At 32.6% G+C, this 15,989-nt stretch carries 16 protein-coding genes; 4 read left to right on the top strand and 12 right to left on the bottom strand.

Translation table 11 applies throughout. From position 1 onward, the window contains the following. Positions 1 to 3 precede the first annotated feature (3 nt). Positions 4 to 1,074 carry a M42 family metallopeptidase gene (locus tag CN925_RS16235; RefSeq protein ID WP_098847441.1) on the bottom strand — a complete coding sequence of 357 codons (1,071 nt, stop codon included), beginning with the start codon at positions 1,072 to 1,074 and terminating at the stop codon, positions 4 to 6. Positions 1,075 to 1,235: 161 nt separating this feature from the next. Here CN925_RS16235 and CN925_RS16230 point away from each other — a divergent pair, with 161 nt between their 5' ends. After that, a complete protein-coding gene (locus CN925_RS16230; RefSeq protein ID WP_098847438.1) occupies positions 1,236 to 1,547 on the top strand; it encodes a PepSY domain-containing protein in 312 nt (103 codons plus the stop codon). A gap of 14 nt (positions 1,548 to 1,561) precedes the next feature. On the opposite strand, the gene CN925_RS16225 is transcribed toward CN925_RS16230, so the two are convergent. Both CN925_RS16225 and trmB read right to left on the bottom strand, forming a co-directional pair. Continuing rightward, complete coding sequence (locus CN925_RS16225; protein ID WP_098847435.1) at positions 1,562 to 2,404, bottom strand: YtnP family quorum-quenching lactonase; 843 nt, start codon at positions 2,402 to 2,404, stop codon at positions 1,562 to 1,564. 185 nt (positions 2,405 to 2,589) lie between these two features. Continuing rightward, a complete protein-coding gene (trmB, locus tag CN925_RS16220) occupies positions 2,590 to 3,231 on the bottom strand; it encodes a tRNA (guanosine(46)-N7)-methyltransferase TrmB (RefSeq protein ID WP_098847432.1) in 642 nt (213 codons plus the stop codon). 150 nt (positions 3,232 to 3,381) lie between these two features. Between trmB and CN925_RS16215 the strand changes: the two genes are divergently transcribed. Then, a complete protein-coding gene (locus CN925_RS16215) occupies positions 3,382 to 3,660 on the top strand; it encodes a YtzH-like family protein (RefSeq protein WP_056473344.1) in 279 nt (92 codons plus the stop codon). A gap of 31 nt (positions 3,661 to 3,691) precedes the next feature. Here CN925_RS16215 and CN925_RS16210 read toward each other — a convergent pair whose 3' ends face one another. From CN925_RS16210 to pepV, 5 genes are all read right to left on the bottom strand, one after another. Then, complete coding sequence (locus CN925_RS16210; protein WP_286138422.1) at positions 3,692 to 4,480, bottom strand: phosphotransferase family protein; 789 nt, start codon at positions 4,478 to 4,480, stop codon at positions 3,692 to 3,694. A gap of 140 nt (positions 4,481 to 4,620) precedes the next feature. Beyond that, the gene (pulA, locus tag CN925_RS16205; protein ID WP_098847431.1) at positions 4,621 to 6,786 is read right to left on the bottom strand and encodes a type I pullulanase; all 2,166 of its coding nucleotides are present in this window, start codon (positions 6,784 to 6,786) and stop codon (positions 4,621 to 4,623) included. A gap of 206 nt (positions 6,787 to 6,992) precedes the next feature. Continuing rightward, on the bottom strand, positions 6,993 to 7,544 hold the full coding sequence (gene thpR / locus CN925_RS16200) for an RNA 2',3'-cyclic phosphodiesterase (protein ID WP_180232991.1): 552 nt from the start codon (positions 7,542 to 7,544) through the stop codon (positions 6,993 to 6,995). 1 nt (position 7,545) lies between these two features. Then, a complete protein-coding gene (locus CN925_RS16195) occupies positions 7,546 to 8,733 on the bottom strand; it encodes an MFS transporter (RefSeq protein ID WP_180232990.1) in 1,188 nt (395 codons plus the stop codon). Between the two features lie 127 nt (positions 8,734 to 8,860). After that, positions 8,861 to 10,264 carry a dipeptidase PepV gene (gene pepV, locus CN925_RS16190; RefSeq protein WP_098847426.1) on the bottom strand — a complete coding sequence of 468 codons (1,404 nt, stop codon included), beginning with the start codon at positions 10,262 to 10,264 and terminating at the stop codon, positions 8,861 to 8,863. Positions 10,265 to 10,571: 307 nt separating this feature from the next. On the opposite strand from pepV, the gene CN925_RS16185 reads away from it, so the two are divergent. Further along, positions 10,572 to 10,772, top strand: coding sequence for a DeoR family transcriptional regulator (locus CN925_RS16185; RefSeq protein WP_056473526.1), 201 nt, complete (start codon positions 10,572 to 10,574; stop codon positions 10,770 to 10,772). A gap of 92 nt (positions 10,773 to 10,864) precedes the next feature. Here the strand turns inward: CN925_RS16185 and CN925_RS16180 are convergent, their stop codons facing one another. Together CN925_RS16180 and CN925_RS16175 are read right to left on the bottom strand one after the other, a co-directional pair. Beyond that, positions 10,865 to 11,587: a pseudouridine synthase gene (locus CN925_RS16180; RefSeq protein WP_098847423.1), complete on the bottom strand. Its 723-nt coding sequence runs from the start codon at positions 11,585 to 11,587 to the stop codon at positions 10,865 to 10,867. 153 nt (positions 11,588 to 11,740) lie between these two features. After that, positions 11,741 to 13,360, bottom strand: coding sequence for a putative polysaccharide biosynthesis protein (locus tag CN925_RS16175; protein WP_098847420.1), 1,620 nt, complete (start codon positions 13,358 to 13,360; stop codon positions 11,741 to 11,743). A 149-nt stretch (positions 13,361 to 13,509) separates the two neighbouring features. On the opposite strand from CN925_RS16175, the gene CN925_RS16170 reads away from it, so the two are divergent. Continuing rightward, positions 13,510 to 14,781: a BaiN/RdsA family NAD(P)/FAD-dependent oxidoreductase gene (locus tag CN925_RS16170; protein ID WP_098847417.1), complete on the top strand. Its 1,272-nt coding sequence runs from the start codon at positions 13,510 to 13,512 to the stop codon at positions 14,779 to 14,781. A gap of 235 nt (positions 14,782 to 15,016) precedes the next feature. Here CN925_RS16170 and CN925_RS16165 read toward each other — a convergent pair whose 3' ends face one another. Continuing rightward, complete coding sequence (locus CN925_RS16165; protein ID WP_069034724.1) at positions 15,017 to 15,232, bottom strand: DUF2553 family protein; 216 nt, start codon at positions 15,230 to 15,232, stop codon at positions 15,017 to 15,019. Between the two features lie 194 nt (positions 15,233 to 15,426). Then, positions 15,427 to 15,723: a rhodanese-like domain-containing protein gene (locus tag CN925_RS16160; protein WP_098847415.1), complete on the bottom strand. Its 297-nt coding sequence runs from the start codon at positions 15,721 to 15,723 to the stop codon at positions 15,427 to 15,429. Positions 15,724 to 15,989: the final 266 nt, after the last annotated feature.

Below are 15,989 nucleotides of genomic sequence, written 5' to 3'. Positions count from 1 at the left end.
AACTTAATAATTACGTAATGTATCAACAGTCGTTTTATCAGTCGCTTTAACCAACTTAACAAGTAATTCTTTTGCAGCTAAATAATCATCAACATGAATAATCGATGCGGCAGTGTGAATATAACGAGAACAAATACCAATTACAGCAGATGGTACGCCATCATTTGAAACATGTACTCGTCCAGCATCTGTTCCACCTTGTGACACAAAATATTGGTAAGGAATTTTATTCGTTTCTGCAGTATCTAGAATAAATTCACGGATTCCTTTATGAGTAACCATCGTACGGTCTAAAATTCGTAATAAGACACCTTTACCTAATTGACCGAACTCAGATTTTGCTCCTGACATATCATTTGCTGGGCTTGCATCTAATGCATAAAAGATATCTGGTTTAATCATATTTGCTGCTGTTTGTGCCCCTCTTAGTCCAACTTCTTCTTGAACAGTAGCACCAGAATATAAAATATTTGGTAATGTCTCGTTTTGAACTTCTTTTAATAATTCAATCGCAAGTCCACAACCGTAACGGTTATCCCAGGCTTTTGCCATGATTTTTTTCTCATTAGCCATAGGAGTGAACGGACATACCGGTACAATTTGTTGACCTGGACGAACGCCAATTTTTAGTGCATCTTCTTTGTTATCTGCACCGATATCGATTAGCATATTTTTCATATCCATTGGTCTAGCTCTTAACTCATCACTTAATAAATGTGGTGGAATTGAACCGATAACTCCAATAACTGGTCCTTGATCTGTCATTACTTGAACTCTTTGAGCAAGCAATACTTGGCTCCACCAGCCACCTAGTGGTTGAAATCTTAACATCCCATTGTCTGTAATTTGAGTAACCATGAAACCAACTTCATCCATATGACCTGCCACCATAACAGTAGGTCCATCTTCAGTTCCACGTTTAACTCCAAAAATACTTCCTAAACGATCTTGTACAATTTCATTCGTATATTTTTCAAGTTCTTTTCTCATGAAGTGACGCACTTCATGCTCAAATCCTGGTGCACCTTGTAATTCTGTTAAAAATTTAAAAAGCTGTAGAGTGTCTTGATTCATAATTAAAGTTCCTCTCTGTACAAATCATATCTTCTTTTTTTATTTTATCTAAAAATAACATATAATACCAATGCTAATCATTGAAATGTTGCCCCGGTTTGACTAAGATAAGTAGTAGAATATTTTTAAAAGCACATAATACATAAATAGAGGTGGTACAATTGAAACTTAAACGCGTCTTAATTGGCTTAGGTTTAGGTGTTGCTGGTGGACTATATTTACAAAAAAAATTATCTTCACAGTATATTCCAGCAGAAAAAGCATTAAAAGCAATTAAACCAGTATTTCTTTCATATGGTAATGTAACTGGAACTTGGATTCACTCAGAACCGAAGTGGGCAGATTTACCTGATTATGAAGGTGATGTATATGAAGGTGGTTTTACAGTAGTAGAATCAGATAATGATACTACAAACTATTCATTCATCATTAATGCTGTAAATGGCGAGCTAATTTCTGCTCAAATTGTTTAACGACAATCATCAAATTATTTGGAGCGTTCGATCGACTGTAATACTTGTCCTTCAGCGCTCCATTTTATTGCTCTAAATACATCGTCATGATAGAACGTAAACCAAGATTTTTTTTGCATCCCTAAATTAACCCATTTTTCTTTTGCGTAAATAGATGTCATTGGGTAATCATCATATGCCATAACCCATAATGGTGACCTATGTGCATGTGTAGGCATTAAATCCCCCATATGCAGTAATTGCTCATCTTCAGTTTCAATTTTTATAATACTGTGACCTTCACTATGTCCACCAGTGTGAATAATCGTTATTTCATCTGTTAGTGAATATTCTTTTTCAAACGTAATTACTTGGTGCTGAATTGCTTCCCAATTTTCTTTCCAGTATGTATTGCTTGAACGAATATTTGGATTTCTCATCTCATCCCATTCAATTTGAGAAGTAATAATTTTTGCATTAGCAAATACAGGTTTGAATCCTTCATTTTCAAATCTCGTTAATCCGCTTGCATGATCAAAATGCAAATGTGTCATAATGACATAATCAATATCGTCTAGTTTTAATCCGTGCTTCGCTAATGATTCTTCTACCATTGAATCCTCAGTAACGCCGAAATTTCTTTTTTGCTTCTCATTTAGTTTGTTAACACCAATTCCACTATCGATTAGTATGTTTAAACCATTTGTTTGAATAAATACCGGATCAGTACGTAATGGAATTTGGTTTTTCTCATTAACTATATATTTTTTTGACCAAAGTGCTTTTGGAACAACTCCAAACATTGCTCCACCATCTAAATGGGTATTTCCACCAGTAAGCCACTGAATTGTACAGGTTCCAATTTTTAACTGTTCCATACTTATCCTCCTTCTTATTTAGTTGCCTTAAATATTATACCACTTTTACGAATTTACTGAATATTTTAAGGTCTGCAGCGAGAAAGAAAGGATTTCTACTTACTTAAAAATAATTTTTATTGTATGTAAAAAAATAAAAAAAGACCATCATGATCAATCGATCACGATAGTCTTTTAAATTAGGTTTAGTTTCTATAAGCAGCTTCAACTCGGTAAATACGGTTACCTTTTGAAGAAAACTTTTCTTCGTATTCAGTCATAATATTTCCTTCAAAATCACTATTATGAAGGTCTAAGCTTAGAAAATGCATTGTCATTCCGTAGTTCGCCATACTCATAATTGAAAACTCGAATAAATCTTGATTATCTGTTTTAAAATGAATTTCCCCATCATTTTTCATGATTTGTTGATACATTTCTAAAAATGTTTTATATGTTAATCGACGTTTTTCATGACGAGCTTTTGGCCATGGATCAGAAAAGTTTAAATAAACTCGATCTATTTCTCCGTCCTCAAAGAAATCTGTTAATTTTTGAGCATCTACATTTAACAGCTTTAAGTTCGGTACATCAGCTTCAATTAATTTATCTAATGCATCAGAAATGACACTTGTATATTTCTCAATACCAATATAATTAATATGAGGATTGGCTTTAGCCATACCGACCATAAAACGACCTCTACCAGTACCAACCTCGATATGAATTGGTTGATCATTTTGGAAAACTTCTTTCCATTTTCCTTTTTGTTCAGTCGGATTTGGAATTACATAATGAGCATTTTGTTTAACTTGATCTGCCGCACCTGGCTTATGTCTTAATCTCATAAGATTTTACTCCCTCTCGATTTTGCAATTTATATTTTTTCAAAGAAAAAACCAAGCACTTTGGCACTCGGTTATTCATGTATAGTATAAAATCATTCATTGTAACACAAACTATTTCAAGTGTACTCAATAAAAAAAGGATGTGAATTTATGCCTTTAAACCATGAACATCAATTAACAATTTTACGTGATATTTTAATGAATCATCAATCTGACTGTTGTGGAACTATCTCAGAATGTGAGCAATTAGAAAGACTTGTTCAATCCTTATTAACGAACGACCAAATAACAGATGATGTAAAAAGCATGTTAAATGACGTTTATTACTATAGTCAGTCTGGAAAGTATTCTGCTGATTTAGATCAGCACATTACAAACCACCAAAATCAACTCTCTCAATGGGTGACTGATTTTAATACGTATTCTTAATGTATATGACAATTTCCGAGGAAATTTTTATTTAATTTAATATATTCTCAAGCAGGCTCTTCATTTTTTGGGTCTGCTTTTCATTTTCACGAAGAGTATACCATTTAATCCAAATGATTGTTTGAGCGACTACATACCAAGTCATTCGATTTAAGAGGTCTTCAGTTAATTTTATTCCATAATTTCGAAGCCATTTTTCCCAATCGTTCTGCTCTACATAAGTGAATAAAAACATGCCCAAATCAAAAGCTTTATCAGCAATAATTGCCTCATCCCAATCGATTAAATATAAATTATTCGTCTCGGTTAGTAACCAATTATGATGATTTAAATCACTATGACAAACGACTAAATCCTCTGAATCAAAAGATGGCATATTTTCCTCTAAATATTCGATACCTTTTACAATAATCTTGCTTTGTGTAAACTCCTCAGTAAGATTACCTACTATTGTTTGCAGCAAATCCTGAGGTTCTAGAGGATTAATTCCTAGCTTCGTTAACATATATAACAATTCTTTGGAAGAATGGATACGATATAAAAATTGTGCAACCCCTTTCGCTGAAAGCTCATAAGGTTCTAAACTACGTGCAATCACCCACTCTTGAGCAGTAAGTACATCACCATTTTCTAGTCTTCTAGTCCAAACTAATTTTGGAACAAAGCCAGCTGCTGATAAAACTGCTAAAAAAGGAGAAGAATTTCGTTTTAGAAATAATCTCTTATCATGATTTTCAGCTATATACGCTTCACCAGTAAATCCACCGGCTGGCGAGATTGTCCATTCTTTTCCGAGTATTTCTTGTATATGATTATCCATTGTTCTTCCGTTCCTTGTTGTTATATATGTTTGTAATTAATATTATTTTATTACAAAAAGAAAGATAGCCTATTACAATCAGCTGTAATAAGCCATCTTTTACAAGTTTACATCGTTTAATTAGAATCTGCAAGTAGTTGCTAGTATTTTACTAATACAACAGTCGAAAGGGTAGGTATTGGTAATTTATTACATTTCACTTTTATCCCTTTATTAACATAATGATTATGACCATCCCATATAAATTCCCAATTGTCTTCTTCATTTCCTATATCAACATGAATATCAGTAAGACCATTATGAAATAACACCATGATTTCTCTAACTTGGTCTATTTCTTCTAAGTTGCTTATTCGGTACCCGATTAGATTTCGGTGAATATTGACTGTCGTTACATACTTTTCTATTTCTTCTTTTAAAGAGAAACGGAGACTTTTAAAGCGCTTTCGAATTTTGATAAATTCTTTCACAGTTTTAACTGATAACGCTTCACGTTCTGCCCTTGCCCAATCAATACTATTTATCGTATCGCCTGAATTATAGCTGTTTTCGATTCCATTTTTTGTTCGAAAAAACTCCTGGCCACTATGAAGAAACGGTACACCAAACGAAAATAATACAATACTAGTTGCAAGTAAATGCCTTTTCTTTAGTATTTCCTCATTCTCTTTTTGATTGGAAAGCTTTAATCGATCCCACATAGTGTGATTATCATGTGATTCAACATAATTGATTGATTGATATGGTTCTTTAAATAAATTTACTTGTTTATTAATCCCTACACTTCCTAATAGCAAATCGGACAAGTAATCATTATGAATATTATTACCTTGTATAAACCCTATTTCTTGAAATGAAAACGTACTTCCTTTTATTCCATCACGAAATTTATCATTAAAAAACCCGACCATTGGTAGTTGGTGACTTTGGTTTATTGTTGCTTTTCGAGAAGATGGACTTAATGATGTATTTAAATCCCAACCCTCTCCAAAAATGATTATTTCTGGTTTTAACATTTTCAGTTCAGTTACAATTTCATTCATTGTATCCGTATCCAAAATTCCCATTAAATCAAACCTAAACCCATCAATGTCATATTCTTTCGTCCAATATTTTATGGATTGCAGTATAAAACGTCTAGCCATCAATCTTTCAGATGCAAAATCATTCCCTACACCCGTACCATTTGATGGTAAACCACGTTCATCTTGCCTAAAATAATATCCTGGAACAATTTTTTCAAATTGGCTAGTTTGTAATTCATAAACATGATTGTAAACAACATCCATAATAATCCGTAGACCATGTTCATGATAAACTGAAATAAGTTTCTTTAATTCATTTATTCTTTCGATTGGTTCATCCGGTTTTAAACTATAACTACCTTCTGGTGCATTGAAATTCAATGGATTGTAGCCCCAATTATAGCTTTGGAAAGGATTATTTTCATCTATTCCTTCAAAATCAAAAAATGGTAATAATTCAATATGTGTAACGCCTAGATTGCATAGATAATCTAAACCTGTTGAAAAACCATTGTAACTCGTATCTTTTTCATGAAATCCTTGATAAGAACCCTTTTTTTGAATCCCACTTAAAGGATGAGAAGTAAAATCTCGAATACTAGCTTCGTAAATTATACAATCAGTATACTTACTTGGAGGATCGCTATTTACTTTACTAACTTTGCTACTCTTCGATAAATCAATTACTACACTATGTTTACCATTTACAGTAACTGCTTTTGCATAAGGATCGACAGCTTCTCGCCAAATCAGATTCACACACACTAAAAAATTATAAACTAAACCTTCACAATCACGCTCGATTACTGCTTTCCATGTCCCTTTTCCATCTCGATCCATAGATATTTCCGTAAACTTTTCTACTTCACCGTATTCTTTATAAATTCTTAATTTAACCTTCGAAGCAGTAGGTGCCCATAATTTAAATTGTGTAGATTCACTTGTGTAAACTGCACCTAAATCCTCTCCATCATAAGCATATTTTTCATCAAAGTCCTTTGAACGAATAACTCCACCTACTTGTAAATCTGTGCGAATTCCAAATTCATCTTCAATCTCATATTTTTTTTCTAACAAAAGGACTTCAGAAGTCAAAACAGTATATTTAAAAAATCGATCAAACTCGATTCTAGATACGACAGGAAGCTTAGTTCTCCCTCCATCCTCTTCAATTAGTTCAAAATATGACTGCACTGTATGTTTGTTCGATTTGGGAATAATCATTGTTATTTCTTGAAATCCATCTATATAAGCTTCAAAAGCCCTTTTAATATGAAACAACGCTATTCACCGTCCAGACTATAAATTTAAAACTTTCAGAGTTATTTATTAAATCGATATGATTAGTATATTCACAATGAGACCAATTGGATTCATGCTACCCACTTAATTTGAATGTCAATTCATATTCCGCTTTAGAAAGTATTCGTTAATCTTTTAAAATATTTCTATTAATTCATCAAGTTGTTCAAGATATCAACTACTATTTATTTTAATTTTATTGAATTTGCTATATGGTAACTTGGTTTTTCAGATGGCTCAATCTTATATAAAACTACTTCATCCACTTTAAACTTTAAAGGTTCGCCTTCCCAACTAAGTGGGATTTCAAATTCTTTATCGAACTTATCATTATATTTCTTTGCAATTGTAATATGCGGATTATATGGACGTTTATCAATCGAAAAACCGATTTCTTCACAGATCTTACGAATTCTATTTTGTAACTCCATTAATTCAACACTATTCTCTAAACCAAACCACCATACACGAGGCTGTAAGTTACTACCAAAGATACCCAACTGATGAATCGACAAATCGAAACTTTTAAAATCGTTAAGTTCTTTTTGTATTTGATCCATAAGCTCTTCACTTTTTGTATATGTAACTGGACCTAAAAATGCTAAAGTAATATGAAAATCATCTTTAAAAGTCCATTTCTTTAAAGGTAACTTTGTAAACCATCTTTTCGAATAATCATCCAAAATTTCTTTTATTTGTATTGGCAAAGGAACAGCAAGAAAATAATGTTCACTCAATTTATGCAATCTCCTTTTTATCTTTTATGTTAGAATCCTTTTTTAAGTATTGCATGATTCCAACTGCAACTATACTAAGAGAACCAAATAAAATATAAATTGCTTTAATTGAAAATGCCTCTGATATAAATCCACTTATAAAAGTACAGAACCATTCTCCCATCCCTAAGCCTAAACCAGAATACATGGTTACAGCCGTTGCTTTTAATGAATCCGGTGCTTGATCTCTTACAAATTGAAGAGCTGCAGGAATAAATAATCCAACCGATAGTCCTTGTGTAAGACAGGATAAAAAAAGAATTGAAATCGGAGGATTTGTAAAATAAAAATACCATCTTAATGCCGATACTAAGGCGGTTATCATTAATATATTATAGATCCCAAAACGATTAATTAATCGCTTAGCTACTTGCAAAAATGGTGCTTCACTACCTGCAGAAATTAAGAATGCAATACCAACACCTGTTAATGTTCCACCTAATGATTGAATATATAAACCGAAGTAAGTATTATTTGCACTAATTGGTCCAAAAACTAAAAAGGCACAAATTAAAAATAATAAAAATCTTTTATTAGATAGCAAAATCGGAACTCCTTTTAAGATTGGCTCCCTTTTACTAATTGTCATAGCATTAGGAATAAAGATTGAAATACCTAAACCGACTAAAATACAAAATGCAAATACGAAAAATATAATGACTAAACCGAAAACTTCAGCTAATCTTCCCGAAACTAATACAGCAAATGCAAAACCAATTGAGCCATATAATCGAATAGCTCCGTAATTCCCACCAATTTTTTGGACATAATTCAGTGCAATACTATCTGAAAGAGGAATTAAAGCACTTTGTGTCATTGATAATATGATGACAACAAATAAAAGCATGCCATACGAAGTGATTGTGGAATAGAAAAGTGCAATTACGATTGTGGAGATTTGCGCTATAAGCAACATTTTTTTAGGATTAAGCGTCATGTCACTAACCATACCCCATAATGGCTGTGAAAAAATAGCAACGATTGGTGTTAGAGACATTAATATTCCAATTTGTGAAGTAGATAAATCCAACACATTTTTAAAGTACGAAGAAAGTAATGGTCCTAGCGATCCTATTGCAAAAAATAAACAAAAATAATAGCCCTTAAAAATAAGTAAGATGCTATTTTTATGTGCTTGTAATGTGTTCAAACTTATTCTCAACTCCTAAAAATTACATAAAAAAGGGGAGGAAAATTTCTCCCCTTACTTAACGATAAACGCTCGCTTTTCGTTATTCTTTAAAAAATCGAGTCGTTTAATCAGTCTAAAACGTTGATTACTTAACTAATTCGGCAATAGATTGTGCATAAATTGCAATTGCTTTTAATAAATCATCAATTTCAGCATATTCGTCTTTTTGGTGAGCTACTTCTGGTTTTCCTAAGAATAATGGTCCAAAAGCTACACCTGCACTTAATGAACGTGCGTATGTGCCACCACCGATTGTTAATAATGTTGCTTCCTCACCCGTTTGTTCTTCATATACTTTTTGTAAAGTTTGAATTAATGGATGATCTTTTGGAACATGGTGAGGCTTCGAATTTTTGATTTCATTATATTCAAAGCTATATTTACGTCCACGTTCAGTAAGCGTTGAAATAACAAAGTCAATATCAGTTGTCACTGGATAACGTAAAGTTAAACCAAATGAACCACCTTTATTTTCTTCGTATTGCATAATTCCTAAATTAATTGTTAAGTCTCCAGTAATATCATCATTAAATGCAACACCCATGTTTTTACCACGAGAGTCACCTTTGAAGTTATCAACGATAAATGTTAAGAATCGATCAGCATTAACATTAAATTCAAATTGATTTAAGAAGCTTGCTAATGCAATACCTGCATTCTTACCTTTATCAGGTTCCATTCCATGTACTGAAACGCCTTCTACTTCTAGAACTTGATGTCCATTTTCGCTTGAAACTTGAGCTTTACAGCCTAGTTCACTAATATGTTTTGTAAATGCTTCATGATCAAAATTAGGTCCTGAAACGATAGCTTTTGCATAATCAGGTACCATATTTACTCTCCTACCTGAAGAGAATGATACTAATTTATATGTACTCTCTTTATCTTCATTTAGCTGTACTTGTTTGAAATTAATATCTAATATTCCCTTTTCAGCATAAATAATCGGGAAATCTGCATCAGGTGCAAAGCCCATTGTTGGCATTTCTTCTTTTTCAAAGTAGTGATCAACACAACGCCATTGGCTTTCTTCATCTGTTCCAAGAATCATACGTACACGTTTATTAATAGGCAATCCTAATTCTTTGACAATCTTCATTGCATAATAAGCAGCCATTGTAGGGCCCTTATCATCAATTGCGCCTCGTGCATAAATATTTCCATCTTTAATAATTGCATCAAATGGATCATGAGACCAGCCATCACCAGCAGGAACAACATCTAAGTGACAAAGAATTCCTACTAGTTCTTCACCGCTTCCCATTTCTAAGTGGCCAGCATATCCATCAACATTTTTTGGAATAAAACCGTCTTTTTCACCTAAATTTAACATGTATGTAAGTGCTTCATTAATCCCTTTGCCCATAGGTGCTTCTTTTGTAATTGTCGTTTCATCATAAACGCTTTCAATATTAAGCAGTTCAATCGTTTGCTTTAAATAATCGTCTTTACGTTTTAAAACTTCTTCCATCCAATTAATTTGTGTCATTGAAATACCTCCTTTAATATAAATAGTTTATCATCTTTTAAAATTTAAACATAATTTATTAATAAATGGAACGAAAAAAGAAGGAATATGACACTCTTTGTAGAATATATTACCTTAAACTTGCAAAATGATTACGTTTGCGCAAATTTTCATTAATTTTTTGTATTATTTTCATAAATTTCGTTATGAAACTACTGAAAAAGAGTAAAATGAAAATATAAGCTTAACTAGTAAAATACTTAACTAACCTGTTATGAAACAATGCGGTAGGTAAAGGAGTGGTTTTTTGAATTCTGGAACTTCTCGAATGCTGACTCGAATTAAAGCCATTTACATGTATATTAGTGAAAATGGCACCGTTTCTACAAAAGACCTAGTGGAGGAGTTTGGTATTACACCTAGAACAATCCAACGAGATTTAAACATTTTAGAGTTTAATAATCTAGTTTATAGTCCAAGTAGGGGAAAATGGGCCGTAACAGGGAAAAAAGTAAAAGCTTCTTCGTAAAAAAAGAAAACAAAAACCTATGGTTGTCATGTCTGACGTCTAATCAAGGGTTTTTGTTTTTCTTTTGGCTCTCAGTTAAGTATATACTAGCGTTATTTCTCTTCGTTAACCGACTTTAATAGGTCAATCTCTTCATCAGTTAGTTCACGGTATTCTCCTAACTCTAAATCTTCATCTAACTTTAAAGGACCCATCTCTAGTCTTTTTAAGTAAGTAACTTTCTTTCCTACTGCTTCAAACATTCTTTTAACTTGATGGAATTTACCTTCCATAATAACTAATTCAATCTCAGATTTTTCTCCTGAATTAAGAATCGTTAAATACCCAGGTTTCGTTAAATAACCATCCTCTAATGTTACGCCCTTTTCAAATGCTTTAATGTCAGCTTCAGTTACTTCTCCATCAATTTGTGCATAATATTTCTTTGGTACATGTTTTTTAGGAGAAAGTAATTGATGAGCTAAATGACCATCATTCGTAATTAATAACAATCCTTCAGTATCTTTATCTAAACGTCCAACTGGAAACGGCTCGAAAATGATATCTTCATATTCTAATAATCCGATGACAGTTTCATGCTCAGAATCTTCTGTAGCAGAGATAACACCTGGTGGTTTGTTCATCATTAAATAAACAAACTCTTTATACTCCACTACTTCACCATTTACCGTTACAACTTGCTGATTTATATCAACATGTTCTTTTGGGCTTTTTACAATATTATCTCCAACTTTTACAATACCTTGTTTTAGAAGAGACTTTACTTCTTTCCTACTGCCATATCCCATATTGGACAAAATTTTATCAATTCTCATTAATTTACACCTTTTCTTTCTAAATAAGTTTAAGAAAACTCGCCATTTAGCGAGCTTTGTAGCATTTATTTAAATGTCTACTACGTCGCTTCTTCACATTCATTGTATGTAAAAAAAGGTGAACCACTACAAAAGAAGGTTCACCCTATATTTTTATCCTCTTTTTCCAAACTTAAAACGATTCTTTAAACGAGCTCCTAAAATAACTTCAATTAAGTTTAATTTATATGCAACTCCTAAATAAACAATAGCCCCCACAATTGCTCCAATGATGACAAGCAGCATTGAAATCAGTCGGCCATCTTTATAAGTCCAAAAGAATCCTAATAAGTATTCTACAGCATAAACCGCTCCGGCCATTACCACAGCTAAGATAATCATAAAGATGATCCTTCTAAACACTTTATTGAAAGAGAACTGGGCATTTTTACGAATATAATAGAAATTATATACGATTGAAAATAAATAGCCTAATGCAGTTGCTAATACCGCACCATATGTTTTAAATAAATAAATTAATGGAACATTTAATACAATTTTTAAAATTACTCCGCCTATTAATCCGATAATCGCATATTTTTGCTTATCTAAACCTTGTAAAATGGCTACATTTACTGTGAAAAGTGAATACAATAAAGCTACTGGAGCATAAAAGCCTAGTATTCTTCCACCTAGAGTACTTTCTTGATAAAAAGCACTATAAATTGGTTCAGCCAAAACAGATATTCCTACTACAGCAGGTAGAGTTAAGAAGAATACCACCTGATAGGTTTGAGTAATTTGACTTTGTAGTTTTTTATGATTGTTATTTACGAATGCTTCAGTTATAGCAGGAACAAGCGTTAAACCAAATGCCGTTGCTAATGAAACTGGAATCATTACTAGTTTGTGACTTGTGTATGAAAACATTACATAAGTATTCTCTGCAATATCTTTTAATCCAATTGATTCCATTGCTCTATTGTATGTAAACTGATCCACTAACTGATATAACGGGATTGCAAGTCCAACAAAAACATATGGAATTGAATAAGAAAATAACTCTTTAAACATTTCTCTTTTAGAAGGATGTATTAATCCTTTTGATTTTGGAAGAAGTTCATCTAAATGAACTTTTCGCTTTTTCCAATACCATAGTAAATTTAAGATACCACCTACAGCACCAATTGTTGCTGCAAATGTCGATAATCCGACTGCTTGAGTAATCGTTCCACCTAGCACTTTTAAAATGATATAACTACCAACTAATGTAAATACGATACGAACAATTTGTTCAATTAGCTGAGAAACAGTTGTTGGGCCAGTTGATTGATGCCCCTGGAAAAAACCTCTATATAAACTTTGAGAAGGTACTAATATTAATGCAGTACTTACTATTCGCATAACAGTAACAACATCTTCTACACTATTACCTTTTGCATCCTTTGGAATCATAAGGGGTGCAATATAAGGTGCAATCATGTATAACGTTAAAAACGAAAAAATACCTGTACATATTAAGAGTAATTGACTTGCATGAAAAAGCCTTCTACTTGTTTCATATTCTTCAATCGCATTATACTTCGAAACGAACTTTGCTACAGCTAACGGTACACCTGCAGTAGCTATACTGATGAACAAAGTATATGGAACGTAGCCATAATTATATAATGCAGACCCTTGTGAACCAACTAATGCATAAAAAGGAAATGTATAAATCATTCCTAGAAATTTTATTAAAAACGTACCAGCAGTTAATATGAAGGTACCCCGTAGCAACTTTGAATCTGACATAAACTGCCTCCTACCATTTCGATCAAACTAACTAATCTATCTTACCATATCATATAAAAAGAAAAAATTAAAAAATGATAAGAAGTTGGAGCTTACTTGAAATAATGGTAAACTGACTAAAAGAAATTTGTAACGAAAGTAGTGAAATAATGGTTTATGACGTGATTGTAATTGGTGGCGGAACTTCCGGTCTGATGGCTGCAATTAGCGCTGCTGAAAACAAAGCTAAAGTACTTTTACTTGAAAAAGGAACTAAATTAGGACAAAAACTTCTTATATCAGGCGGTGGTCGTTGTAACGTGACAAATCGCTTACCTATAGAGGAAGTGATTAAACATATACCTGGAAATGGCCGTTTTTTATATAGCGCATTCTCAATATATAATAACGAAGATATCATACAGTTTTTTGAAAACATGGGAGTTGCGTTAAAAGAAGAAGATCACGGGAGGATGTTTCCTGTATCAAATGACTCTAAATCAGTATTAAATGCATTAATGCAAAAACTAAAAAAACATCATGTAGATATTCAGACCAATAGAGCTGTTAAAGACGTACTCTATGAAGATGGTAAAGTAGTAGGAATCATATTGGATGATCGAACTGTCATTCACTCAAAAAGCGTTGTCCTAGCGGTAGGCGGTAAATCTGTTCCACACACAGGTTCGACTGGTGATGGATATGCGTGGGCAAAAAAAGCTGGTCATACAATTACGGAACTCTTTCCTACAGAAGTACCTATTACTTCAAGTGAAGATTTCATTCAAAATAAATCATTGCAAGGCCTTGCTTTAAGAGACATAGAATTAAGCGTATTAAATCCAAAAGGCAAAAAAGTGATAGCCCATAAAATGGACATGCTCTTTACTCATTTTGGAATTTCGGGCCCAGCCGCACTACGCTGTAGCCAATTTGTATATAAAGTACAACAAAAGTTTAAAACAAAAAATGTAACGATGGCGATTGATTGTTTCCCAGACCAAAACGAGGAATCACTATTTCAAGACATACACAGTATTCTAAAAGAAGAACCAAAAAAAGCGATTAAGAATGTTCTTAAAGGTTATGTACCTGAAAGATATTTACTATTTTTACTTTCAAAATGTGGGATTGATGAGGCAACACCTTGTAATGAAATTGCTACTATGAAGTTAAGAGAGCTTGTCCAATTATTTAAAGGTTTTTCATTTGTAGTAAACGGAACTCTTTCGATCGAAAAAGCATTCGTAACAGGTGGTGGCGTCTCTACTAAGGAAGTTCATCCAAAAGAAATGTCATCTAAAATCATGAATGGGCTTTATTTTTGTGGAGAAATATTAGATATTCATGGTTACACTGGTGGCTATAACATAACCGCTGCTTTAGTAACTGGTAGATTAGCAGGTGCATCAGCTGCGGAATACGCTCAAACAAATTTTTAACAAATAAACAAAGGACCTAAACGAATACATTTTTTCGCTAGGTCCTATAATCTTTACTGATCGAAAAGCATAAGAATTGATTCATGTAAAACTTAAGAAAAGCTAAACATTTAGTACCCAAGGTTATTGCCATCGTTTTACTCGTAAAACAATCAAACTGATTTTCTAGTTTTTCCTTATGCTTTTCAATTATTATATTTTTCTTTGGCACAAATCCACCGTCCCTAATTTAAGGTCAAAGGCGAGCGTTCGATTGTTCGTGTTGCAAGTTCACTAATAAATAGAATCGTCCATCCTCTTCAACATACCCATCTGCCAATTGGAAAGATTGTTTTAAATCTTTAAAGTAAAACTTTCCAATTAAATACTTTGAAGAATACAACTCCATATGCCCATCTTTAAATTTACCAATTATTTTATCCGTAATATCAATTTTCAATGTTTTAGGCAAATCAACCCCCTCCTTTCTAACAAGCAAAGACCTCAATGAAAAAATATATGAGGTTCTACTTTAATATATGTCACAACTCCATCGTTAATATACCTTATACTAAAAAACATTAGCCTAATTTAATCTATATAAAAAAATCCAACATAAACGTTGGATTTCAGTAGTTAATCAAACTATTGATAAAGACTTATTTTTTATTCGATCTCGCCTTCCCAGGCCATCATACCGCCTTCCATATTAATCGCCTTATAGCCTAGCTCATTTAAATATTCACAAACATTCTCACTACGAACGCCTGCCTTACAAATAAAAATGTATTCAAATTCTTTATTAAAAACATCTAACTTGCTAGGAATTTGTCCCATTGGAATATGAACTGCTTCTGGAATTTTCCCATACTCAACCTCATAATCCTCTCGTACATCTACTAAAAATAGCGTTTCTCCTGTTTCTAAACGCTCTTTCACTTCATTTGCAGAAATCGTATTCATCAATGCTCATCCTTTCTTTATAGCAACATCTTAACAACTAATTATTTTCTATGCAAAAAGTAAGTTTGATCGGATATATTTGCTAAACATAAATAGTTTTATTTTTAAAATTCTTTAAGGCGAAGTGGACACCATTACCTGGCCAACTATAGTTTTTCTAAAAAGTCAACGTGTTAGTATGCTAAATCTTTAAATTGACTTATTTATAAAGAGAGCATTAGAAAAAAAAAATAAACAAAGAAAAAACCTCAAAAGAGGTTTTTTCG

The sequence above is a fragment of the Bacillus sp. AFS055030 genome, from assembly GCF_002574545.1.
Classification (GTDB): Bacteria; Bacillota; Bacilli; order Bacillales; family Bacillaceae_G; genus Gottfriedia.
Note: the sequence above shows the minus strand (reverse complement) of the source record. Positions and strands in the feature narration are given on the sequence as shown.

Coding starts and splice junctions, on each gene's coding strand:
- CN925_RS16235 (WP_098847441.1), bottom strand. CDS start 1,074: ATGAATCAAGACACTCTACAGCTTTTTAAATTTTTAACAGAATTACAA.
- CN925_RS16225 (WP_098847435.1), bottom strand. CDS start 2,404: ATGGAACAGTTAAAAATTGGAACCTGTACAATTCAGTGGCTTACTGGT.
- trmB (WP_098847432.1), bottom strand. CDS start 3,231: ATGAGATTAAGACATAAGCCAGGTGCGGCAGATCAAGTTAAACAAAAT.
- CN925_RS16215 (WP_056473344.1), top strand. CDS start 3,382: ATGCCTTTAAACCATGAACATCAATTAACAATTTTACGTGATATTTTA.
- CN925_RS16210 (WP_286138422.1), bottom strand. CDS start 4,480: ATGGATAATCATATACAAGAAATACTCGGAAAAGAATGGACAATCTCG.
- pepV (WP_098847426.1), bottom strand. CDS start 10,264: ATGACACAAATTAATTGGATGGAAGAAGTTTTAAAACGTAAAGACGAT.
- CN925_RS16185 (WP_056473526.1), top strand. CDS start 10,572: ATGCTGACTCGAATTAAAGCCATTTACATGTATATTAGTGAAAATGGC.
- CN925_RS16180 (WP_098847423.1), bottom strand. CDS start 11,587: ATGAGAATTGATAAAATTTTGTCCAATATGGGATATGGCAGTAGGAAA.
- CN925_RS16175 (WP_098847420.1), bottom strand. CDS start 13,360: ATGTCAGATTCAAAGTTGCTACGGGGTACCTTCATATTAACTGCTGGT.
- CN925_RS16170 (WP_098847417.1), top strand. CDS start 13,510: ATGGTTTATGACGTGATTGTAATTGGTGGCGGAACTTCCGGTCTGATG.
- CN925_RS16160 (WP_098847415.1), bottom strand. CDS start 15,723: ATGAATACGATTTCTGCAAATGAAGTGAAAGAGCGTTTAGAAACAGGA.